Source organism: Actinospica robiniae DSM 44927, from assembly GCF_000504285.1.
Taxonomy (GTDB): Bacteria; Actinomycetota; Actinomycetes; order Streptomycetales; family Catenulisporaceae; genus Actinospica; species Actinospica robiniae.
The window spans coordinates 9501721-9523703 of record NZ_KI632511.1; the positions used below are offsets into that span (position 1 = coordinate 9501721).

The 21983-nt window shown below is 67.7% G+C and carries 10 protein-coding genes; 6 read left to right on the forward strand and 4 right to left on the reverse strand.

Translation table 11 applies throughout. From position 1 onward, the window contains the following. The 3 genes from ACTRO_RS40735 (at position 1) to ACTRO_RS40745 (ending at position 2025) form a co-directional block, all read left to right on the forward strand. Entirely contained in the window at positions 1–813 is an 813-nt protein-coding gene (locus ACTRO_RS40735) for an SDR family oxidoreductase (protein ID WP_034271824.1), read from the forward strand. Then, complete coding sequence (locus ACTRO_RS40740) at positions 807–1313, forward strand: pyridoxamine 5'-phosphate oxidase family protein (protein ID WP_034271826.1); 507 nt, start codon at positions 807–809, stop codon at positions 1311–1313. The genes ACTRO_RS40735 and ACTRO_RS40740 overlap by 7 nt, the downstream gene beginning before the upstream one ends. A 169-nt stretch (positions 1314–1482) precedes the next feature. Next, positions 1483–2025: an NUDIX domain-containing protein gene (locus ACTRO_RS40745; protein ID WP_034278958.1), complete on the forward strand. Its 543-nt coding sequence runs from the start codon at positions 1483–1485 to the stop codon at positions 2023–2025. Positions 2026–2628: 603 nt separating this feature from the next. Here ACTRO_RS40745 and ACTRO_RS40750 read toward each other — a convergent pair. The 3 genes from ACTRO_RS40750 to ACTRO_RS40760 form a co-directional block, all read right to left on the reverse strand. Next, positions 2629–3102, reverse strand: coding sequence for a hypothetical protein (locus ACTRO_RS40750; RefSeq protein WP_051452164.1), 474 nt, complete (start codon positions 3100–3102; stop codon positions 2629–2631). Then, positions 3099–3539, reverse strand: a complete 441-nt coding sequence (locus ACTRO_RS40755) for an RNA polymerase sigma factor (RefSeq protein WP_342673791.1) — start codon at positions 3537–3539, stop codon at positions 3099–3101. Before ACTRO_RS40755 ends, ACTRO_RS40750 begins: the two co-directional genes overlap by 4 nt. A gap of 152 nt (positions 3540–3691) precedes the next feature. Beyond that, on the reverse strand, positions 3692–4597 hold the full coding sequence (locus ACTRO_RS40760) for an alpha/beta fold hydrolase (protein WP_169740026.1): 906 nt from the start codon (positions 4595–4597) through the stop codon (positions 3692–3694). A gap of 239 nt (positions 4598–4836) precedes the next feature. Here ACTRO_RS40760 and ACTRO_RS40765 point away from each other — a divergent pair, with 239 nt between their 5' ends. Both ACTRO_RS40765 and ACTRO_RS40770 read left to right on the forward strand, forming a co-directional pair. Then, the gene (locus tag ACTRO_RS40765) at positions 4837–5838 is read left to right on the forward strand and encodes an Lrp/AsnC family transcriptional regulator (protein WP_034278962.1); all 1002 of its coding nucleotides are present in this window, start codon (positions 4837–4839) and stop codon (positions 5836–5838) included. 310 nt (positions 5839–6148) lie between these two features. Further along, positions 6149–7582, forward strand: a complete 1434-nt coding sequence (locus ACTRO_RS40770) for an MFS transporter (protein ID WP_051452166.1) — start codon at positions 6149–6151, stop codon at positions 7580–7582. Between the two features lie 64 nt (positions 7583–7646). Here ACTRO_RS40770 and ACTRO_RS40775 read toward each other — a convergent pair whose 3' ends face one another. Beyond that, the gene (locus tag ACTRO_RS40775) at positions 7647–8258 is read right to left on the reverse strand and encodes a type 1 periplasmic-binding domain-containing protein (RefSeq protein WP_157436725.1); all 612 of its coding nucleotides are present in this window, start codon (positions 8256–8258) and stop codon (positions 7647–7649) included. A 219-nt stretch (positions 8259–8477) separates the two neighbouring features. On the opposite strand from ACTRO_RS40775, the gene ACTRO_RS40780 reads away from it, so the two are divergent. Beyond that, the gene (locus tag ACTRO_RS40780) at positions 8478–21977 is read left to right on the forward strand and encodes a LamG-like jellyroll fold domain-containing protein (RefSeq protein ID WP_157436726.1); all 13500 of its coding nucleotides are present in this window, start codon (positions 8478–8480) and stop codon (positions 21975–21977) included. Positions 21978–21983 lie beyond the last annotated feature (6 nt).

The following is a 21983-nucleotide window of genomic DNA, read 5'->3' on the forward strand; positions in this document are numbered from 1 at the left end:
ATGCGGATCATGGTCATCGGCGGGAGCGGCTACCTCGGCAGCGAGGTCGTGCGCCGGGCAGGCGGATCAGGGCACGAAGTCATAGCGACGTCCCGCGCGGAGGCGAGTCGACATCACCTCGACATCACCTCGCGCCTCGCCGTGGCCTCCCTGATCAGCCAGGTGCAGCCGCAGTGCATCATCAACGCGGCGTACCGGCAAGACGCATGGGCGCCGACCGCCATCGGGCCGGGCAACGTCGCGCTCGCCGCGGCAGCCTGCGGCGCGCACCTGATCCAGGTATCAAGCGACTCCGTGTTCTCCGGTCGCGCTCCGGCCTACCCGGAGAGTTCGTACCCTGATCCGCTCACCCCTTACGGCGCCGCGAAAGCCGCCGCGGAGACCGCGATTCAAGCGATCGACCCCACCGCGGCGATCGTGCGCACCTCGCTCATCGTCGGCGACGGCCACTCCGTTCACGAGCAGTTCGTCAGAGCCCTCATATCGGGCGAGAACGAGGGCGTGCTCTTCACCGACGTCCTACGATGCCCGGTCCATGTCGCCGACCTCGCCGCGGCGCTGCTGGAGATCGCAGAGCAGCAGCGTTCTGGCATCCTCCACGCCGCCGGGCCGGAGGCGGTGAGCCGCTACGACCTCGGATGCATGATCGCGCGACGTCTCGGCCTCGACGAGAAGCGGCTACGACCAGACCAGCGCGCCACCACTCCGACGCCCGGCCCGCTCGCCGTCCGCCTGGACTCCCGCAACACCCAGTCCACGCTCCGAACCGCACTGCGTGGCGCCACCGAGTTCCTCGATAATCGCTCATGCTGACAAACCCCTGGCTGGCCGGCCCGTCGCCGGAGCGCGGCCTGGACCGCGACCGTCTCGAAGAGCGCATCCTGAACCTGCTCTCGAGCCAGAACATGTGCGTCGTCGCGACCACTGGCCCACAAGGTCCGCTGGCCACCCCGGTGCGCTACTACCACCTCGACTTCGCCGTGATGTTCACCGCCATGGCCTCGTCGCCCAAGATGCGCAACATAGCCGTCGACCCGCGCGTCTCCATCGGCGTCTTCGCCCCCTTAGTCGGCCAGGCCAGCAGCCGCGGCGCCCAACTCTTCGGCCGCGCGCGGGTCCTCATGCCGGAGGACGACGAGCATGCGAGCTACTGGCCGGCCTTCCGCTGGCAATCAGACCACGTCGAACGCGGCCGCCCCCTCGACACCCCGCCCGCCGGCCCACTGATCGTCGTGGAAGCCGACCGCATCGTCTACACCGAGCACTGGCTCCGCCGCGACGGCTACGCGCCTCGCCAGTTCTGGTCCAGATAACAGGCCCACTGCTCCGCGCCCGCACCAAACCCTGCCGACGCTCTCGCTCAGCACTCCGAACACTTGTCATTCCGAACGTGGGGACTGAGCTGGGCTTGTCGCGTAGCGGGAATCGAGGTCTGCTGAGGTCTCTGGAGATGTGGAAGGCGAGAGCGGCATACTGGCCGCCGTGACCAGCACTCCCAGCGCCGGCTCGGCCGCGTTCTCGACAATCAGGATCCGTACCAGTGCGGTCGTGTTCTGCGGCAGCGAGGTAGCGCTCATCCGGCGTGACAGAGAGGGATCGACGCTGTACACCACGATCGGTGGCAACGTTGAGGGCGCGGAGCCGCTGCCGGAGGCGTTGCGCAGGGAGCTGGCTGAGGAATTGAACCTCGACCTCGACCAAGCCGACGGCGGCGAACTGCTGTGGGTCCTCGACCAGCGTGTCTCGAGGCCCGGTCCGACGCCTCCGCCGCGCAAACTGCACTTGATCTACCGCTTCCACGTCAGCCCGGCCGTCCGCGAGACGCTCGCCGCCGAGGAGTTCGATGCGCAGGCCGACGGCTCCTACGAGCTCGGCACGATCGAGTGGATCGACTACCGCGAAACCGCCGCCCTGCCGCTGTTTCCTCCGATCGGCCCGGCGCTCGCTGCCTTGGACTCCCCACACGCCCAGGTTCTCGACGCCGCGTTGGCCGCCGTCACGGACGAGAACTACTCCTGGATCTAGACGGGGCGGGCGGGCCATGCTTCGGGGTGGTTTCACCCCCGGTCTGCGCGTAAAGGCAGGCCTGCTGTGTAGCTCGAGGGTGTTGAGTCCGTGAGCACGCGAATAGGCCCTGTTGCCCTTGCTGTACGCTCCCGCCGTCGCTCAACGCGGTATCCGCGGCGGCGTGTCGTGTAACTGTCTGGCGCACCAGTACGGCAACGCCGCGGATCGCCCGATGCGCAGGCCGCAGTGACCTCCAGACCCAGCGCTGCTGCCAACTGCTGCGCGCGCACCCAGCAACACCCTGTGTCCGGACGTCGGAGGCGCCATTCACGGCGAGCACCGCAGCGAGCGTGGCCCGCGAGATCTCGATGTGCTCAAGCACCAACTCCACCTCAGCGAGCTGCGCAGCGACCCGCGCAGCCTCCGCCCGCAGAACCTCGGCCCTCGCACGCACGGAAACCTCATGCGCATCGAGCAATCCGTCGACTGAGACCACGACTGCTGCGCGCTGTGGCGAGTCGCACCATCACCTCGACGCTGCCACCTACCACGCCGTCTCACACGCCCAAAGCCTGGCTATTTTCCCAGCTCAGTCCCCATGTTCGGAATGACGACACGCTTTCAGCCCAGCTGCGTGCGCAGCTTGGCGATGATGCGCTCGGCGCCGCGGCCGCCTTCGGCTCTGGCCAGCAGCCGGCTGCCGGGAAGGCGCAGCGTGCCGCATCCGGCGAACCTCGTGCCCCCTTCTTCCGGCGATGCCGCCATCCCGCCGATCACCAGTCGGCTCTGCATCAGACACCAGCCGGGCTTGAGGATCACGTCGAACGCGCCGCGGTTGCCGAGCAGCCCCACGGCCTTGGCTTTCATGCGGATCTCGCCCGCATCGCCCACCGGCGCGCGCTCGGCGATGCGGAACGAGCGGAAGTCCGTGATCAGCGCGGGCATGCTCGTCTCCATGTCCTCGATGAACGCCCACACCCGGTCGAACGGGATGTCCAGGTGGGCCTCAGCGTAGGAGACGCCAGGGAGCGACGCGGCCAGCACCCGCATCCGCCGCACCTGGTCGAGTTCGACATCAGGCCAGTCGGAGGTCATGACGTCCACGCCTTTCGGAAGCTGTTTTTGGCCCGGCTCAAGCGGGATTTGGCCGTGCCCGTGGAGATCGAGAGCAGCTCGGCCGCGCTCTTCTCATCCACGCCCTCGATCTCGCGCAGCACGAGAATTGCGCGATGCTCAGGCGTGAGGCGATCGAGCACGTCCCGGATGTCCGCAGCCAGCTCGAGACTGCCGGGCGCCGGTAGATCCTCGAGCTCCGCCGCGACCGCCGGGTGCGCGCGGCGAGCCACACGCACCGCCTCGCGGACGGCAGTCGTGCGCACCCACCCGTAGAGCGCCTGCGGGTCGCGGACGTTGCGCAGCCCGCGGAACACCGCGATCAGCGCCTCCTGCGCGGCATCCGCGCCATCCTGCAACGCGATGGGCGCGCACAGCCGCGTGACGTACGGCGTGAGCAGATCCAGCAACTCGTTCATCGCCACCGCGTCGCCGCGCTGCGCCCGGCGCAACAGATCCGCGGCGAGAGTGAATCGGTCGAGCGGGATCGTGGCAGCCTCCGAACTCACGCGGCCAAGACTAGGGCGTGCCGTGTGCACGGCGCTTAGGGGGAGGCCCGTCGCAGCCATGGTCACGGCCGGGATCCCGAGCACGCCGACCGCAGTGCGAAGAAGGCACGCGCATGCTCGGCCACAGCCTCCGGACGTTCCTCGGGCAGCAGGTGGCCGGCATCCTCCACGATCGCCACGTGCAGGTCGTCGGCGTGTCCTTCCCCGTCGGCGAGGACGCTCGGCGGGAAGACCACATCGTCGCGGCCGCCGATGATCAACGTCGGGACAGCTAGGTGCGCCGTGCGGAAGCGCCCGCGTGGGTGCCCGAAGATCTCGCGGATGACGTATTGAAAGTGGAGCTGCTCGCCGGCCCTGGCGTGTGCCGGATCGCGGAAGACGTCCGCGTACACATCGAGTGTGGCGCGATCGAGCACACTGCCGTCGCGCGACCAGTGGCGCAACAGGAACCTGATGAACCACCGGCCTCGGCGCAGCAGCAATCGGCCGAACGGCGGGTACTCGAAGAGCGCCGTATGCCACATCCGCCACGCGTTCGGCAGCATCTTGCGATGGTTCGGCCACAGGTGGGTCATGTTCACCGCGACGAACCGCTGCACGCGCTCGGGCCTGCGCACGCTCAGGATGAATCCGATCCACCCACCCCACCCGTGGCCGATCAGATGAACCCGCTTCAGCCCGAGCGCGTCCAGCAGGGCGACCAGGTCGTCGGCGATCGCAATGCCCGTGTAGCCTCCGCGCGGGGCATCCGACCACCCGAAGCCGCGCAGATCGACGGCCAGGATCCGATGGTCGGCCGAAAGCAGTGGAATGACGTGCCGCCACGCGTACCAGTGCTGCGGGAAATCGTGGAGCAGGAGGACGGTCTCGCCCTCGTCTGCCCCCGCTTCGGCCACGTGCAGGCGCACTCCGCGCGTGGGCAGGTCGACGAAGCGGTGGGTGACGCCGGGGACTTCGGGCAGGTGCACGACGGATTCCTTCACCAGGTGATTTCGTTTGTCCGCTTGGAGAAGAGGACCGACTCGGCCCGAAGGTTCCCTCGTCCACTCACGCAGATGCGTCGAGAATCGGCTCTCGGCGCGTCCGACACCCGTGGCAGGGGTCTTTAATTCCGTATGCTGCCATCAGCATGCTGGGTAGGCTGCATATAATGGCGAGGTTTCCGGGGGGAATTCCACGGACCCGTGTTCCGATGCAGGAGGCGCTCATGCTCGACGAACTCGACCGGGCGTTGGTTCACGCGCTGCGCATCGACGGCCGGGCCCCGTTCAACCGGATCGCGGCCGCGCTGGAGGTCTCGCCGCAGACCGTGGCCCGGCGCTACCAGCGGCTGCGCGCGGAGACCGCGTTGCGGGTGGTCTGCGTGGTGGACGCGCACCAGGCCGGTCAGGCGCAGTGGCTGCTGCGGCTGACGGCCAGCCCGCACAGCGCGCAGGACCTCGCCCGCGCGCTGGTTCGCCGGCCGGACACCTCCTGGGTCAAGCTCACCTCGGGCGGCACCGAGATCACCGCGATCATCAACACCTCGACCAACCCCGGCGAGCACTCGCTGCTGCTGCGCGACATCCCGCGCACGGCCTCGATCACCGCGGTCTCGGCGCATTACCTGCTGCACACCTACCTGGGCGGCCCGCGTTATTGGCGCGGCTCCTACCGGGTGCTGACGGAAAACCAGGAGCGCCTGCTCAAGCAGGACGGGGAGCTGGAGCCGGCGCCGCCGCAGAGCCCTGGCACGTCGCTGACCGCGGCCGACCACGAGTTGCTGGCCGCGCTTCAGCGCGACGGCCGGGCCACCCATGCCGAGCTCGCCACCCTCACCGGCCTGTCCGCGGTGACCGTGGCCCGGCGGCTCGAGGACCTGCAGGCGCGCGGCGTCGTCTTCTTCGACGTGGAGATCGACCCGGCGCTGCTCGGCGCGCCGACCCAGGCGCTGCTGTGGATGTCGGTGGCCCCCGCGCATCTGCACAGCGTGGCCACCACCCTGGCCGCGCACGAGGAGCTGGCCTTCGTGGCCGCCACGACCGGCCCGCGCAACCTGGTGGCCAACGCGCTGTGCGCGGGCCCGGCGGACCTGCACCACTACCTCGCGCACCGGCTCGGCGCGCTCCCGGCGATCCACACCATGGAGACCGCGCCGGTGCTCCAGACGCTGAAGTCGGCCGGCCCCGCCGACGTTGCGCGGTTCCGGGGATTACGAACACTGATGTAGCAGCGGTCGCAGAAACAATTCCCGGACGGGCTCGGGAAACGTCCGCGCGGTAATTCGCGAAAAGAAACGGGGCGGATAGCGCCGACTCATCCACGCGGCCGCCAGCCCTTCAAGCGGGGCGCGGCTGACTTCGCGCACCCAGGCCTGCCGCTGTGGCATTTTCTGTCACCGCGAGCACCTCACATGGATGTTTTCGACCTCAGTGCGGGGATCGGATGGAGATCCGGCAGCCGCGCAGCCACGCTCGGTCCACGGGACGCCTCGGTCCGTGCAGGACCGGCGGGAGGACGCACGGTGGAAAGGGACTGCCATGACTGCGACCACACGCGCGCAAGCGGAGGTCGGCACGACATACCGGTGGCGGTGGCTCGGGTTGGCCGCGCTGCTGACCGGCGAGGCGATGAATCTGCTGGACTCCACGATCGTGCAGGTCGCCGCGCCGGTGATGCACGCCCGGCTCGGCGGCTCAGCCGCGGACGTGCAGTGGTTCTCCAGCGCCTACACGCTGCCCTTCGCGCTGCTGCTGGTCACCGGCGGCCGGCTCGGCGACATCGCCGGACGCCGGCGGATCTTCCGGATCGGCGTCGTCGTGTTCATGCTCGCGTCGCTCGGCTGCGCCCTCGCGCCCACCGCGGGCGTGCTCATCTGCCTGCGGGTGGTCCAGGGCTGCGGCGCGGCGCTGATCATCCCGCAGACCATCGGGCTGATCAAGACGATGTTCCAGGGCCCTGAGATGTCGAAGGCGCTCGGCTCGATCGGCCCGGTGATGGGCCTCGCGGCGGTCAGCGGCCCGATCCTCGGCGCCGTACTCACTCACGCGAACCTGTTCGGCACCTCCTGGCGCGCCGTGTTCCTGGTCAACGTGCCGCTCAGCCTCGGGGTGCTGGCCGCTGCGCAGAAGCTGATGGAGGATCGGGCCCCGCGCCGCCCCGGGATCGATCCGGTCGGCACCGTGCTGGTCATGGCCGGTGTGGGCCTGATCGTCTACCCGCTGATCAACGTCGGCAGCGGCCGGCTGTCCGCGGGGGAGTGGGCCGCCATGGCCGGCGGCGCGGTCATCCTGGCCGTCTTCGCCCTGCAGCAGCGCCACGCCGCCGCGGCCGGCCGGCTCCCGCTCGTCGAGGTCAGCCTGCTGCGAGACCGCACCTTCCCGGCCGCCCTGGTCACCTCCACCCTGTTCTTCGGCACCATCACCGGGCTGACCCTGGTGATCGTGCTCGAACTGCAGATGGGCGCGGACGAGAGCGTGCTGACCGCCGGCCTCACCCTGGTGCCCTGGTCCGTCGGGTCCGGCGTCGCGTCCTGGATCGCCGGCGCACGCCTGGTCGGCCGGTACGGGCATAAGCTCACCGGCATCGGACTGGCCGTCATGCTCGTCGGCCTCGCCGCCACGCTCGCCGTCTACCACCAGGCCGATCCGAGCGGCTCGTACCCCAAGGCGCTTCCGGTCGCGCTCGCCGTCGTCGGCGTCGGCGGGGGCCTGTTCAGCCCGACGTTCTTCACCACCGCGCTGCACCAGGTCCGCCCGCAGGAGATCGGCTCCGCGGCCGGTCTGCTCAACGCCGTCCAGCAACTCGGCGCGACGCTCGGCGTGGCGGTGCTCGGCAGTGTCTACTTCCTCTCGGCTCGCAGCGGCCGGCCGGAAACCGCGCTGCACGCCATTCAGGTCGTCTTCCTGGGCGCCCTCGCCGTCATCGCGCTCACCGTCCCCGTCAGCGCCCTGATGGTGCGGCGGTCGCGGTAAACGCCGAAAGCTCAACCGTTTGACTGTTGGTCAACCGGTTGAGCTTTCGGCGGTGGATCCAGGGTCAGCCGGCTGCCTGGAACGCCTTCGTCAGTGCGGCTTCCACGTCCTGGGTCGTCGCCCCGCCCGAGTCCCCGGCGCTCGGGTAGCTCAGTACGGTGATCTTCGGGTACGTCGAGGAACGCGCGTTCGCCGCCTGAGCGGGCAGCTGTCCGGCGGCGAGGATGACGTCGCAGCCGCGACCGGCCAGAGTGTTGAAATACGTCTCCGCGTTGGTCAGCGTCTGGTCGCCCTGGACGGCGAGGTAGCTGGTCTGTTCCGTGGTCTTCGCCGAGGCTTGCTGCATTCCGGACCAGACCACTGAAGCGGCGGGCCCGGTGATGCCGCTGCTGTCGGTGAGTAGGCAGGCGCTGTAGTCGGCGTACTGCCGCGAGCGCGAAGCCGGGTGGTACGGGGCCGGGGAGGATTGGGTCTCCAGGACCGCGAGTGTGACCACGCCGGCTACGACCACGACGCCGATCGCCGCCGAGGGCCGCGGGTGCCGACGCATCAATGTTCGAAGGCGCTCGACTCCGGACAACAGGGTACTGACAGCGCGGACGAGCGTCCGGCGGTCGGCTTCCTCCACCCGCGCTTTCGGCAGATTGTTGCGGTTGCGAGTTCCACTGCGTGCCATGGTGCGGGAGCGTACATCAGGTCGAGTCCCGTAGTCACCGGCGGTCACGACCGGGCGAAGCGCGGTCGCGCGGACGTTCGATGTGATGCATCTCATAGTTTACTCAACGAGCTGCAATCAGGCTCTTGTGTCTCGAAACAGGGGTCTGGTATATCTGTCCGCGACGTGGCGGTGACGCCACGTCTCTCGCTGTTCGTGTGCTGAGATGGGTGAGCTGCTGTGGGTGGGAAGCGTCGCTTCTTCGGGGTCCGGCGTCGGCGCTGGGGTGCGGTGGGCGTGACCGCGGTGGTCGCGGTGTTCGCCCTCATGATCGGCATCGCCACGGACACTCAGCCGCCGGAGAAGCTGGCAGCCGGCGGCGGGGCGTCGCGGGCGGTCTCGTCCGCGTGGCATTCGCTCACCTCGGCGTTCGATGACGCGGTCGGCCTGATCCTGCCGCACGAGGCGGACGGCAAGCCGGTGCATTCGGGCTCGGACAAGGCCGGCGCGGGCAGCGGGCACGCTCCGGGCAAGGGGGTGGGCCAGCTTCCGGAGTACGACCCGTCCCGCGTCGCGACGAAGGTGACGCCCGGCAAGTCGGCGACGATTCAGACCGGTTACGACGCCAAGACCAGCAAGCTGGATCAGAAGCGGACGACCTCGACCACCACCTGGTACGACAATGCCGACGGCTCGCTGACCGAGCACTTGTCGCAGTCGCCGGTCAACTTCAAGGACTCGAGCGGCCAGTGGCACCCGATCGACAGCTCGCTCGCCCTGGCCTCGTCCTCGAACACGTACGAAGCCAAGTCGAACTCGTTCGGGTTGAACCTGGCAGCACGGTCGGGCGCGGGCGCGGGGATCGAGGCGCAGTCGGTTCCGGGTTCGACGCTGCAGGATGTGCCGGGAGCCGGCACGACCCTGAGCGCGTCCACGCCCTCCACGCCCCCCGGGTCCTCGTCGGCGGGTCTGCTGGCGTCCTTGGCCTTGTCCTCCTCGGAGCAGTTCGGCTGGTCGCTGGCGGGGGCGAACGACGTCACGGGCGTCGAGTCGAGCGACGGAATGACCGTGACCTACCCCGGGATCCTGCCGTCGACGAACCTGTCGCTGACCAGCGAGTCCTATGGCGTGAAGGAATCGCTGACGCTGACTTCGGCCTCGGCGGGGAACGTGTGGAGGTTCCCGCTCTCGCTCAAGGGCCTGACGGTCGGGCCGGGCGCTGACGGCGCCTGGCAGCTGACGGATGGTTCGGGCGCCGTGGTGGCGACCCTGGAAGCGCCGTATGCGGACGATTCCGCGGGCACCTCGAAGGACCCGGACCCGGCGGAGACCCATGCGGTCACGTACTCGCTGGCGCCGGCGAGTGACGGCACGCAGGATCTCGTGATGACGCTGGACAAGTCGTGGCTCGACGACCCCGCGCGGGTGTTCCCGGTGACGGTGGATCCGACGACGTCCGTCTCGATCAACGGCCAGGAGGAGACGACGTATGTCGACTCCGGCTACCCGTCGCAGAACTACGCCTCGAGCACACGGATGGTCATCGGCGACGACCCGGGCAACGAGGGCAATATACGTCGCAGCTACCTGAACTTTCCGACGTCGTCGATGTCCGATCAGGGCTATCACTTGTCCGCCGCGCAGTTCGCGGCGTATATGTACGCGGCGTCCGACTCCGCGTCCTCGTACGCGAGCTACACAATCAAGGCTCCCGCCTCGTCTTGGAGCGAGACGGGGCTGACGGCAAGCAACCAGCCCGACGTTTACGGGACGACGGTTGGGTCCGGGTCGTATACGACGGATACGACCGGGTCGGTGACCGAAGACGGGACGACCTACGACGGGTCGTGGACCTACCTGACTCTGAGCACGACGTTGCTCAACCAGTTCCAGTGGAAGTCGAGCGTCTCTTACTACGGGCTCGAGCTCATCGCCACCTCCGAGTCGGATCCCTACTACTCGAAGTGGTTCACCTCCTCGCTGTACTCGGGATACGCGCCGTATCTGTCTCTGACGTACACGACGGACGTGCCGGCTCAGATCACGGCGTGGGCGCCCTCGTCGGGGGAGGCGGTCCAGACCCTCACCCCGACACTCTCGGTTCAGGCGACGGACAGTGACATGTTCCCGGGGGCGGTGCTCGGCTACGAGTTCATCGTGTACTCGGGGACGACCGGTAAGAAGATCGCTGATTCCAAGGGCATGACGACGAGCTCGTATACGGTCCCGGACAAGCTGCTGAAGTGGGGTGAGACGTATCAGTGGGTGGCGCTCGTGTTCGACGGGTATCAGGACGCGCCGGAGACCTGGTACTCGTTCACCACGACCGCGCCACCACCCGTCCTCGGCGGACAGCAGTCCTCGGATACCTCGGGCAAGGGCTTCAACGCGGCGACCGGCGACTACACGTCCGCTGCGACCGACGCGACCGTCGCCACGGCGGGTCCCGCGCTGTCGGTGATGCGCTCCTACAACTCGCTCAACCAGCTCTCCTCCGGGGCCTTCGGCTCCGGGTGGTCCACCGGCATCGACGCCGGGGTGACCCAGATTCTGGACGGCGCGGGCAATCTCACCGAGGCCGTGGTCACGTACCCGGACGGTGAGGAGATCGCGTTCGGCCGGGAGAGCGACGGCACGTATGAGGCTCCCGCGGGCCGGTATGCGACGTTGACCTACTCCTCCTCGACGGGCTACAGCCTGCTGGACCGGCAGAACACGCAGTACCAGTTCGGGCATGTGCTGACGGCTCCGGTGATCTCGACGAAGGATTCCACGAAGCAGACGACGGCCGGCGTGTACGGGATCACGCAGGTCAGCGATGCCCAGGGGAGAGCTCTGACATTTGCGTGGTCGGCCACGACGGGTGGGAACATCTCCAAGGAGACCTCGGCCACCTCGGGCCGGTACCTGACCTTCACCTGGGCCAAGCCGACCGGCGCCGCCTACAGCCACGTCACCTCGGTCGGTGAGTACTCGTCGTCCGCGACACTGGTCGAGTCCTGGGGCTACGGCTACGCGGACGGCAATGACGATCTGACCTCGGTGTGCGGACCGGGCCAGACGAGCGCGTGTACGGGATACCAGTACAGTGCCGGCTCGGTGTATCAGGAGACGATCGTCAACTCCGGTGCCGCGCAGTACTGGCCGTTGGACGAACCGGCCGCCTCGACCGCGGCTTCGACGCAGGTGGCGGCGAACTACGGGTCGGGGGTACTGAAGTACACGAACGTGGGCCTGGGGACGGCGGGGACGAGCTCCGGTCCGGTGGCCTCGGATATCGCCGGGTCGGGGGCGAGCGCGGCCACGTTCAACGGGTCGAGTTCCTACGCCTCCTCGACGGCTTCGATCGTGGACACGGTCGGTGACTTCACCGTCTCGGCCTGGGCCAAGGCCAACAGCACGTCCGCGACACAGGATGTGGTCACCGAAGACGGCGCGCACAACTCCGAGTTCTACCTTCAGTTGATCAGCGACCACTGGTCGTTCTCCCGGATCGCCTCGGACGCGACGGCGGGCTCGAGCGCCACCCGGGCTTCGGATTCCGCGGCCGAGAGTGCGAACACGTGGTACTTCCTGACCGGCACGTATGTGGCCTCGACCGGAACTTTGACGATGTACGTCAACGGTGTGGCGGTGGGGACAGCGACGGATACGACGCCGTTCTACAGCGCGAGCGGTGTGCTGCGCATCGGGCGGGGTCTGTATGCGGGCAGCGCCACGGACTGGTACAACGGCGCGATCTCCGATGTGGCGGTGTGGGGGACTTCGCTCTCGGCGATGCAGATCAGCCAGCTGTATGCGGCCGGTCATGGGGCCTCGCGGCTGCTGAGCAAGATCACCCGGCCGAACCTGTCGACGAACCCGAACGCGACGGACGACGCTGACGTCACCTATGACTCGGTGACCGGCCGGGTCTCGTCGGTCACCGATGGCAATGGCGCGCTGTACACCGTTTCGGCACCCTCGGCCGGCTACTCGGCCCAGGCCTACCGGGCCGATGTCGCCGCGTACGGACCGACGTTCGACTGGACGCTGGGGGACGGTGCGTCGGCGTCGGTGATGACGAACTCGGTCACGGATGAGACGACTTCCGACGGCACCGGGTTGGACGGGACGGCCGAGCAAGCGCTCTACAACCAGCTGACTTTGGGCACGGACGGGTCGGAGTTCAACAGCGCCGCCTCGGGCAGCACCCCGACCTACACGGCCGGCACCTTCAACGGGTCGAGTTCGTTCGTCACTCTGCCCTCGGACTTCCTCAACGAGCTGACGACCGGGTCGGTGGTGCTCTGGTTCAAGACGTCGACGGCCGGGGGAGTGCTTCTCTCGTCCTCGGTGGACGCGCTGAATCCCGCGGGCACGGTCACGACCACGTCCAGCAATTACACCCCGATGCTCTACGTCGGGTCCGACGGGAAGCTGCACGGCAGCTTCTATGCCAAGCCGGGGTATCAGTACACGTCGGCGTCGGTGGTGGACGACAACAAGTGGCACATGGTGGTGCTGACCGGTGGCCAGGCCGCCAAGGCCTCGCACGGTGTCCAGGTGTGCCCGAGCGCGGAGGCGACCGTGCCGGCGGCCCCGACCTCGAGCGCGAGCCCCACTCCGTCGCCGTGTCCGGATCCGTCCGCGAGTTCGGCGAGCGCTTCGCCCTCGAGCAGTGCCACACCGACGAGTGAGGCGATGTTCGTCGACGGGACGGCGGCCGATTCCACCCTTGACCCGAGCCTCGTGGCGGAACCGGGCCAGACCAACGCGTACCTCGGCGCAGGCTACATCGGCGGTAAGTGGACGAACGAGACCTATCAGTCCTCGACCTCCAGCACCGGGACCTCGCAGTTCTTCAAGGGTGACATGGCGGACGTCGCCGTGTACGGCAGTGCGTTGTCGGACTCCGCGGTCTCGCAGTTGTGGAGCGCATACAAGCAGGTCGCGCTCGGCAATGTGTACTACTACAACGCCATCGAGAAGGTGACGGTCACCACACCGCTGGACTCGTACGACCAGGTCGTCACCCATTCGTCGGCGGCGCCGGTTGCCACGTATTACTACGACCCGGCTAACGGGATGCGCGAGGCGGCGTCGCAGGACCCGATGGGAGCGATGACCACCTACGGGTACGACTCCGCCGGCTCGCTGGACACGGTGGTGGATCCGAACGGTGATGAGACGATCACCGGTCACGACGACCGCGGCAACGACGTGTCCGAGACCACGTGCCAGGACCAGGTCGAACAGAAGTGCTCGACGTCTTATAAGTCGTACTACTTCGATCCGGTCAACCATCTCGATCCCCGCAATGACGTGCTGGCCACTTCGGCCACTGCGAACTCGAGCTCGGCGACCGATACCAGGTACCGCACAACATACGCGTATGACAAGTTCGGCAACCCGCTGGCGACCACCGATCCGCTCGGGCACACGACATCGAGCACGTATACGAACGGCACCAGTGCGTTCCCGTCCTGCGATGCCGGAGCGGCGAAGCCCGCGCCCACCGGTATGGAAGCCTCGACCACCACGGCGAGTGGCGCACTCACGCGTTACACGTACTACGCCGACGGCGACGTGTGTGCGGTCACCAACGGGGACGGGAACGTCACGACGTTCACCTATGACGGGCTGGGTCGGATCAGCTCGAAGACGACGGGCCACCAGTTGGTCGGAGCGTGGCCGCTGACCGATGCGGCGGGCAGTACGAGCGCGCTGGACACTTCGGGCCTGGGCAATTCGGGCACGGCGACGAATGCCACGTTCAACGGTTCGTACGCGTCGTTCCCCGGTACTGCCGGGCAGGGCATCGTGGCCGGCAACGCCGTTCTCAACAGCGCGGCGAGTTACACGGTCTCCGCGTGGGTGGATCCGTCGAACTCTTCGGGCTATCAGCCGGTGGTCAACGTCTGCGGGACGAACCACTGCGCGGTGTATCTGGAGGAGAACGCGTCGGGGCAGTGGGAGTTCGCGGCCGAGAACTCGGATGCGTCGACGAGCACCGTAGCGGAGGTCAATACGACATCCACGGTGGCGGTCGGTGCGTGGTCGCTGGTGACGGCCGTGTTCGACGCGTCCGCGCGCACCCTGACGCTGTATGTGAACGGCGCGAAGATCGGTTCGGTGGCGTGGACGACGCCGTGGGCTGCCGCAGGTCCGCTCACGATCGGTGCCTCTCGTTACGCCGGCGCGAGCGTGAACACGGGCACGTTCGCCGGCGGGATCGCGAACGTGCAGGCGTATCAGCGGGTGCTCTCGGCGACCGAGGTCGCGACGCTCTACGGGCAGGGTCGGGCCGGTGCCGTCCTGACGGATCCGACGAGCGGGAACTGGCCGCTGGCTGATGCGGCGGGCAGCACGAGCGCAGTGGACACCTCGGGCTCCGGGAACACGGGCACGGCGACGGATGCGACGTTCAACGGCTCGTATGCGTCTTTCCCGGGCACCGACGGGCAGGGCATCGAGACGGCGAACCCGGTGCTGGATACGACCAAGAGCTATTCGATCTCCACGTGGGTGCAGCTGTCCGCGATGCCGTCGAACTACGCAATGGTGGCGGAGGTCAAGGGCGCTGCCGGGACCGGCGCGGCCGCGGCGATCCTGTACACGACGTATAACGGCTCGAACGAGTTCATCTTCCAGACCACCTCGGCGCAGTCGTCGAATCCGACCTGGTATACCGCGCAGCCGAATTCGAGTCCGACGACCGGCTCCTGGTATCACCTGGTTGCCACGCATGATGCTGCGAGCGGGCAGATCGCGTTCTACATCAACGGCGCCCTGGTCGGCACGGACACGGCGAGCCAGTCCTGGACCCCGTCGACGGGAGATTTCTCGATCGGTTCGGACAACGGAGCCTCGCCGTTCCCGGGCGATATCGCCGATGTCCAGACGTATCAGGAGACCCTCTCGTCCTCCGAGGTCGCCGGCCTCTACGCACAAGGCCGTACCAGCGCGTCGGTGTCCACTGCGACCACCGCCGCGTGGCCGATGACGGACGCCGCCGGTAGTTCGAGCGCGCAGGATGCCTCCGGTCGGGGCAACTCCGGCACGGCGACGGATGTGACGTTCAACGGCTCGTATGCGTCTTTCCCGGGCACCGACGGGCAGGGGATCGAGACGGCGAACCCGGTGCTGGATACGACCAAGAGCTATTCGATCTCGACGTGGGCGCAGCTCTCGTCCTTGCCATCGAATTACGCCATGATCGCCGAGGTCAAGGGCGATGCCGCATCCGCCGGGTCCGCGCAGCTCCTGTACACGACGTATGACGGCGCGGACCGGTTCCTCTTCCAGACCACCTCGGCGCAGTCCTCGAGCCCGACCTACTACCCGGTCTCGACCCAGTTCTCGACCCCGGCGGTGGGCGCCTGGTACCACCTGGTCGCCACCTACGACAGCTCGTCCGGGAAACTGTCCCTCTATATCAACGGCGTCCTGGACGGAACGGCCACGGCCGCCCAGTCCTGGACCCCGTCCACGGGTGACCTCGTCCTCGGTTCTGACAACGGCTCCCTGCCCTTCCCCGGCAACATCGCCAACGTGCAGACCTTCCAGTCGGCACTGTCCTCCACCGAGGTCTCCGCGCTCTACGCACAGGGCCGCTCCGACGCGTCGCTGCCCGCCGCCAGCGGAATGAACGAGACCACGTCCTACCTCTACACCACCCGTGGTGAGCTGGCGCAGGTCACCAACCCCGCGGTCACCGACGCGGTGACCGGCGCGACGCACACCTCAGTGACCAGCTACACCTACGACGACGACGGCGATGTCCTCTCGACGACGGTCGCGGACTGGGGCGGCGGAGACGAGTCGCGCGAGACGACGGACGTCTACAACAACTACGACCAGGTGACATCGCAGACCGCGCCGGCGGGGAACGCGTCGTACACCTACGATGCGAGCGGCAACCAGCTCGCGCAGTTCCCCGCCGATCAGGACGGCGAAAACCACACTGGCACGTACACCTACGACGCGTACGGCAACGTGCAGACCTCGACCGACGCCCTCCACAGGCAGACCCAGACGCTTTATGACGGCGCGGGCCGTAAACGCCTGGTCGAGTTGGCCGACACGGACGAGCACGGCCAGGCCAGCAGCGGCAACGACCTGATCCAGGAGACGTGGTCGTACGACCCGGCCGGACGTATCTCCGAAACGGTGCAGGACCCGGGCGGGGTGGATCGCACCACGACGTACAAGTACTACGACAACGGCCTGGGTTACCAGGTCACTGAGTCGGATGGCTCCGGGCACTCCTCTGTCGATGCGACCTCGTCGTATGACGGCGCGGGAGAACTGACCAAACAGATCAGCCAGAACGGCACCCTGGAGACTGATTACGCCTACGATCCCGCCGGCGAGAAGACCGTCACGACGGTTGATCCTGCAGGCGTGGACCGAGTGACCACCAGTACCTACGGGCTGGGCGGCCAGCCGCTCGAGACCACGGTCGTCGGGTACGCGCAGGGTTCTTCCGGTGCGCGGGTGACGGTCTCGGATGCCACCGCGACGTTCAATGCGCTCGGCGAGGAGCTGACCTCGTCCTCGATCGACGGTTCGCTCACGCGTACGACGTCGTACGAGCGTGATTGGCGCGGTCTGGCCACTGCGGTGACCGACCCCGCCGGCAACGTCACCTACGACGTCTACGACGCGGCTGGCCAGCAGGTCGAGACGATCAGCCCGACCGTGTCGAGCACGACGGTCGATGCCACGAGCGGCGCGGTGAGCCAGGCGAACGCCCAGGCGGTGGCGAGCGTCGGATACGACACCTTCGGCGAGAGCGTCGAGGCGGTGGACGCCGACGGGAACGAGACACGCGCCGGCTACGACGCGGACGGCCTCAAGATCTACACGCAGGATCCCACTTACAACCGGCCCGACCCGGGATCCGGGCCGGCCAGTGTCACCCCCGTGACGGTCAACCAGTACGACGCGGGCGGCGAGCTGATCCACTCCTGGGACCCGGCGGCGACGGGTTCCGAGACGGTCAGCCCCGGCACCCTGCCGCTCGACACCACGGGCTACACCGCGGGCGCGGAGACCTCGGCCTCCTACAACAACCTCGGGTTGACGGTCGGTGAGACCCAGACCGACCTGTCGGGTGCGATCTCCACGCCCCTGACGTCGTCGGCGACCTATGACGCGGTCGGCGATCAGCTGAACACGACCGACCCGGACGGCGTGCAGACGATCACCGACTACGACTACCTAGCCCGGGTCACGTATCAGACCACATACGAAAGGTCTGGCGGATCGGACGATAAGACCGGTGAGTACGACACGGTCGCCTTCGGGTACGGCACGACGCCGTATTCTGCGTCGAACCCGGCGGGGTATGCGACCGTGCAGACGGAGCAGACCGCTTCGAGCCTCGCCGCGTCACAGTCCTCGTCGGCGACGGTGTTGGGGACCGCGTACCGCACGTACGACAGCGCCGGGGAGGTCGCCTCTCAGATCAGCCCGGTGGACACGGCGAGCTCGAACGACGTCGCCGTGGAGTCGTACACGTATGACGGGGCCGGGCGTGTCGTGGACACGGTGGAGCCCAACGGCTCCTCGACCGCGGCGACCTACGACGAAGCCGGTATGCAGACGGCCTCCACGAGCTACGACGGGTCCAGCGCGGTGATCGCCGCCAACTCGGCGACCTACGACGTGGACGGCAGAACAGCCACCAGCACCACCCTCGAGCAGACGGCGGCTCAGTCCTCGTCCGGGACCGCGACGTACGCGACGTCGTGCTTCTCCTACGACGCGACCGGCATGCTGCGCAGCGAGGTCCAGCCGGTCACGGCCGCGTCGGATCCCGCGAACGGCTGTAGCGGCTATGTGACGTCCGGGTCGAGCGCGAACGCGATCCAGGTGTCCTACGGATATGACGCGAGCGGGCATCAGACCGCGTACACCGATGGTGACGGGAACACCACCTACGCCACGTACAACAGCCTCGGTCTGCCGGAGGCGAGCATCGTCCCGGCGGTCTCGACCAGTGCCTACTCCTACACCGGCCTGGCCGATCGGGAGACGGTTTCCACCTACGACGCCGATGGTGCGGTCACTGCGGACCAGGAGCCGGGCGGTGTCACCGTCACCTCCGGCTACGACGCCTTCGGCCGCGCGTCGCAGGAGAACGGGTCCGTAGGCAGCGGCTCCGACTCCGGGACCACGGCACCGACCGCGCAGCGGAGCTTCACCTACGGCAACGACGGAGAGATCCTCTCCGCCTCTACCAGCGCCACTGCCAACAGCGCAGCGACCAGCGAGTCGTTCACCTACAACGACCGAGGCGAACTGCTCACCGCCTCGCAAGACGCATCCGACTCCTCCTCGTTCACGTACAACGGCGCCGGCCAGATGGCCAGTCGGACCGACGCGTCGGGCACCTCGACGTACACGTACACCAATGGGCTGCTGGCTGCGGACACCGATGCCGCCTCCGGCACGACGGCGCAGTACACCTACTCCCCGACGACCGGGCAGGCCGCGTCCGTCAGCTACGGCGGCGCCGGCGGTGAGACCCGCAGCTTCCTGTATGACGCATCGGGCCGCGTCACCTCCGACTCGCTCAAGGTCACCGCGACCGGCACGGACATCGGCCTGCTGACGTACGCGTACAACGCCGCGGGCGAGCTGACCTCGAAGCAGGATGCGACCGGCACCGCGAACGCCTACACCTACGACGAGGCCGGAAGGCTCACGTCCTGGACCAAGGGCAGCAGCACGCCGGCCTACTCCGGCAGCGGGACCTGCACGAATGGCAGCGCCCTGACGTGCTACGCGTACGACGCCGATTCGAACCGCACCGAGGTCGGCTCGAACGTCTACGCCTACGATGCGCGCGACCAGCTCACCAGCGACGGGACGAACACCTACACGTACACCGCGAACGGTGACGTCTCGCAGATCTCGAAGTCGACCGCCAACGGGCCGGTCGTCACCGCGTACACCGATGACGCGTACGGCCAGCAGCAGAGCGCCGGCACGGCCACCTACACCTACGACGCGGCAGGCCGCGTGGTCTCGGAGACCGCGGGCACCACGACGAGCACGATGCAGTACTCGGGCGCCGGGAACGACGTCGCAGAGGTCGACGGGCAGATCTACTCGCGTGATCCGTCCGGCGGGCTCGTCGGGGAGAACACGGCCGGGAGCACGTCCACAGGCAGCCTGCTGTGGAGCGACCAGCACACCGACGTCGTCGCGTCGTTCGCTCCGAGCGGCACGACCCTGACCGGAACCCAGGAATACGACCCGCTCGGCAACGTCCTGGCCTCCACCGGGACGATGCAGAGCATCGAACTCGGCTACCAGGGCGAGTTCACGGACAAGTCCACGGGCGAGGTCAACATGGCCTCGCGCTGGTACAACCCGGCCACCGGCACGTTCCTGAACAAGGACAGCGCCGCCAACTCCGCGACCCCCGACACCGCCAACGCCAACCCCTTCGCCTACGGCGACGGCGACCCGGTGACCGCGACCGACCCCACCGGACACTACGCGTCCTACTGCGTCACCGCGGTCTGCAACCAGGAGACGGGGGGCAACCCGGACACCGAACCTCCCACGCCCGACCAGACCTACGTCCAGACCCCCAGCCAGTGCGCCACCCAGCTGTGCAACCAGCAGGTCACCCAGCAGATCGAATACGTGCAGCAGACCCAGGACAACATCATCGACGAGGCCGACTCCGACCTCGAACGAGACTGCATGCACGGCACCAAGGCCGCCCAATGCCTTCAGCGAAACGAACAAGCCACGTATTCGAGAGCAATGGGCGCCACGATCCAAGCCACCGGCGGCCAATACGTCGAAAACGGGGCACTGGTCACCGACAAGACGTACATCGACAACATGGTCGCCGCCCAACAGGCCGCGGCAGCACAACAGAAGGCGAAACAGCAGGCACAACACCGATCCTGGTGGAAATCGGCCATCAGCATCGCCACACAGGTGGTCACGACGGTCGCGACCGTCGCAGCCTCCCTCGCATGCGCGGCATGCGCTCCGTTGGTCGGCGCACTGGCCTCCATGGTCGACTACTCCGTCGACGCGGCCCTGAACGGAAACTTCTCCGTAGGCGGACTGCTCGCCAGCGGCGCAGTCGGCGCGCTATCCGCGTTCGTCGGCGGAGCCACCGAAGGCCTCGCCAGCAGCCTCACCACCAAGCTCGGCGAAGGAATCCTGGCCAGCGCCGTCAAGGGCGCGGTCGTCGGTGCGGCAGTAGGCGCGGTATCAGGCTTCGGCAACTACTCCATAGGCTGCGGCCAGTCCTGTTCGCTGACCGGCGCTCTCCTCAGCGCGGGCACAGGCGCCGTGATCGGCGGCGTGACCGGAGGCATCGCCGGCGGCGCGATGTCCGCGATAGGCAAGGCAGCCAGCTCCCTCCGCTCGTCCGGCGACAGTGCCGCCGGCGACGCCACGGGCGCGACCGACACGGCGGCGTCCAACGCCGGCGAGGCCACGGGCAGTACGTCCGAGCCGAACGTCGAAGCGGGCGGCGGCGCGACGACAGACGCGCCGAGCGGCGCGACAACGGATGCGTCGGAATCGACCGGCAACACGTCGTCCGCCAAGGGCGAAGGCGACCCTGAGGACGATGCGACAGGCTGTCCGACCAAGCCCAACTCGTTCACGGGCGCGACCCCGGTGCTGATGGCCGACGGCACGACCGAGCCGATCAGCCAGGTGAAGGTCGGCGACCAGATCGAGAACTCGGTCCCCGGCCAGGCCGGCGTCCAGACGAACACGGTGACCGCGGTCGAGGTCGTGCAAACCGACCACGACTTCGTCGACGTGACCGTCAAGCCCGTCGCCAGCAGCGCCGCAGCCTCGCAAGGCGCTGGTCAGCGTGCGTCGACCACCGCGAAGGTGACCAAGGCCGCCGCAAAGCGTGCGACGATCGGCGTGGCCGCAGGACTGGCCGCGCTCGGCCTCGCCACCGGTGCGGTCCGCGCTGCGAACCCGCAGACCTCCTCGGCCGCCGCGGCCACCGCGTCGTCGACGGCGGCGCAGGTCGTGTCGTCCGCGGCGCAAGGCAAGGCGGCCGGATCCACCTCGGCCGGCAGCCCGGATCGCGCAGCGACCAGCGGCGGAACGATCACGACGACGTTCCTGCACCCCTTCTACGACGAGACTCAAAGCTCGTTCGTCGAAGCCCAGCACCTGCACGTAGGCGACACCCTGCAGACGACCGACGGCACGGCCGTCATCACTGCGCTCCACCTTTACCACGCCGACACGACCACGTACGACCTGACCATCGGCAGCCTGCACACGTTCTACGTAGTCGCAGGAAATACCCCGATTCTGGTTCACAACTGTACCGCCGGGGTGGATGCAAATGGTAATCCGTGCAAGTGCGCCAATGGGCCAAATCAGTACACTGCCGCATTTCAGATGGAACTCGACCCGGCTGATTATGGTAAATCGCGTAGCGTGCACTTCAATCGCGCTAATACTGCGCTGGATGCGGCGTTGAAGTCGGATCCAGCATTTGCCAAGCAAATGGAGAACCTGATACCTGGCGTATCAAAACGCGTGTCGTCTACTGGCGGCCGGAAAAATCCTGTTGACTGGACCTGGCAACATGAACCATCTGTGAATGCGCAGGGTAGACTCGGAGTGATGTCGTTGGTCCCCAGATTCCAGCACGATCCGGGATCGGTATGGCAAAGTATCATCCATCCAGGAGGCGCAGGTGGATACGCCGAGTGGGCCATCCCCAACGGCGCTCCCCCGAACTAGGGTGTA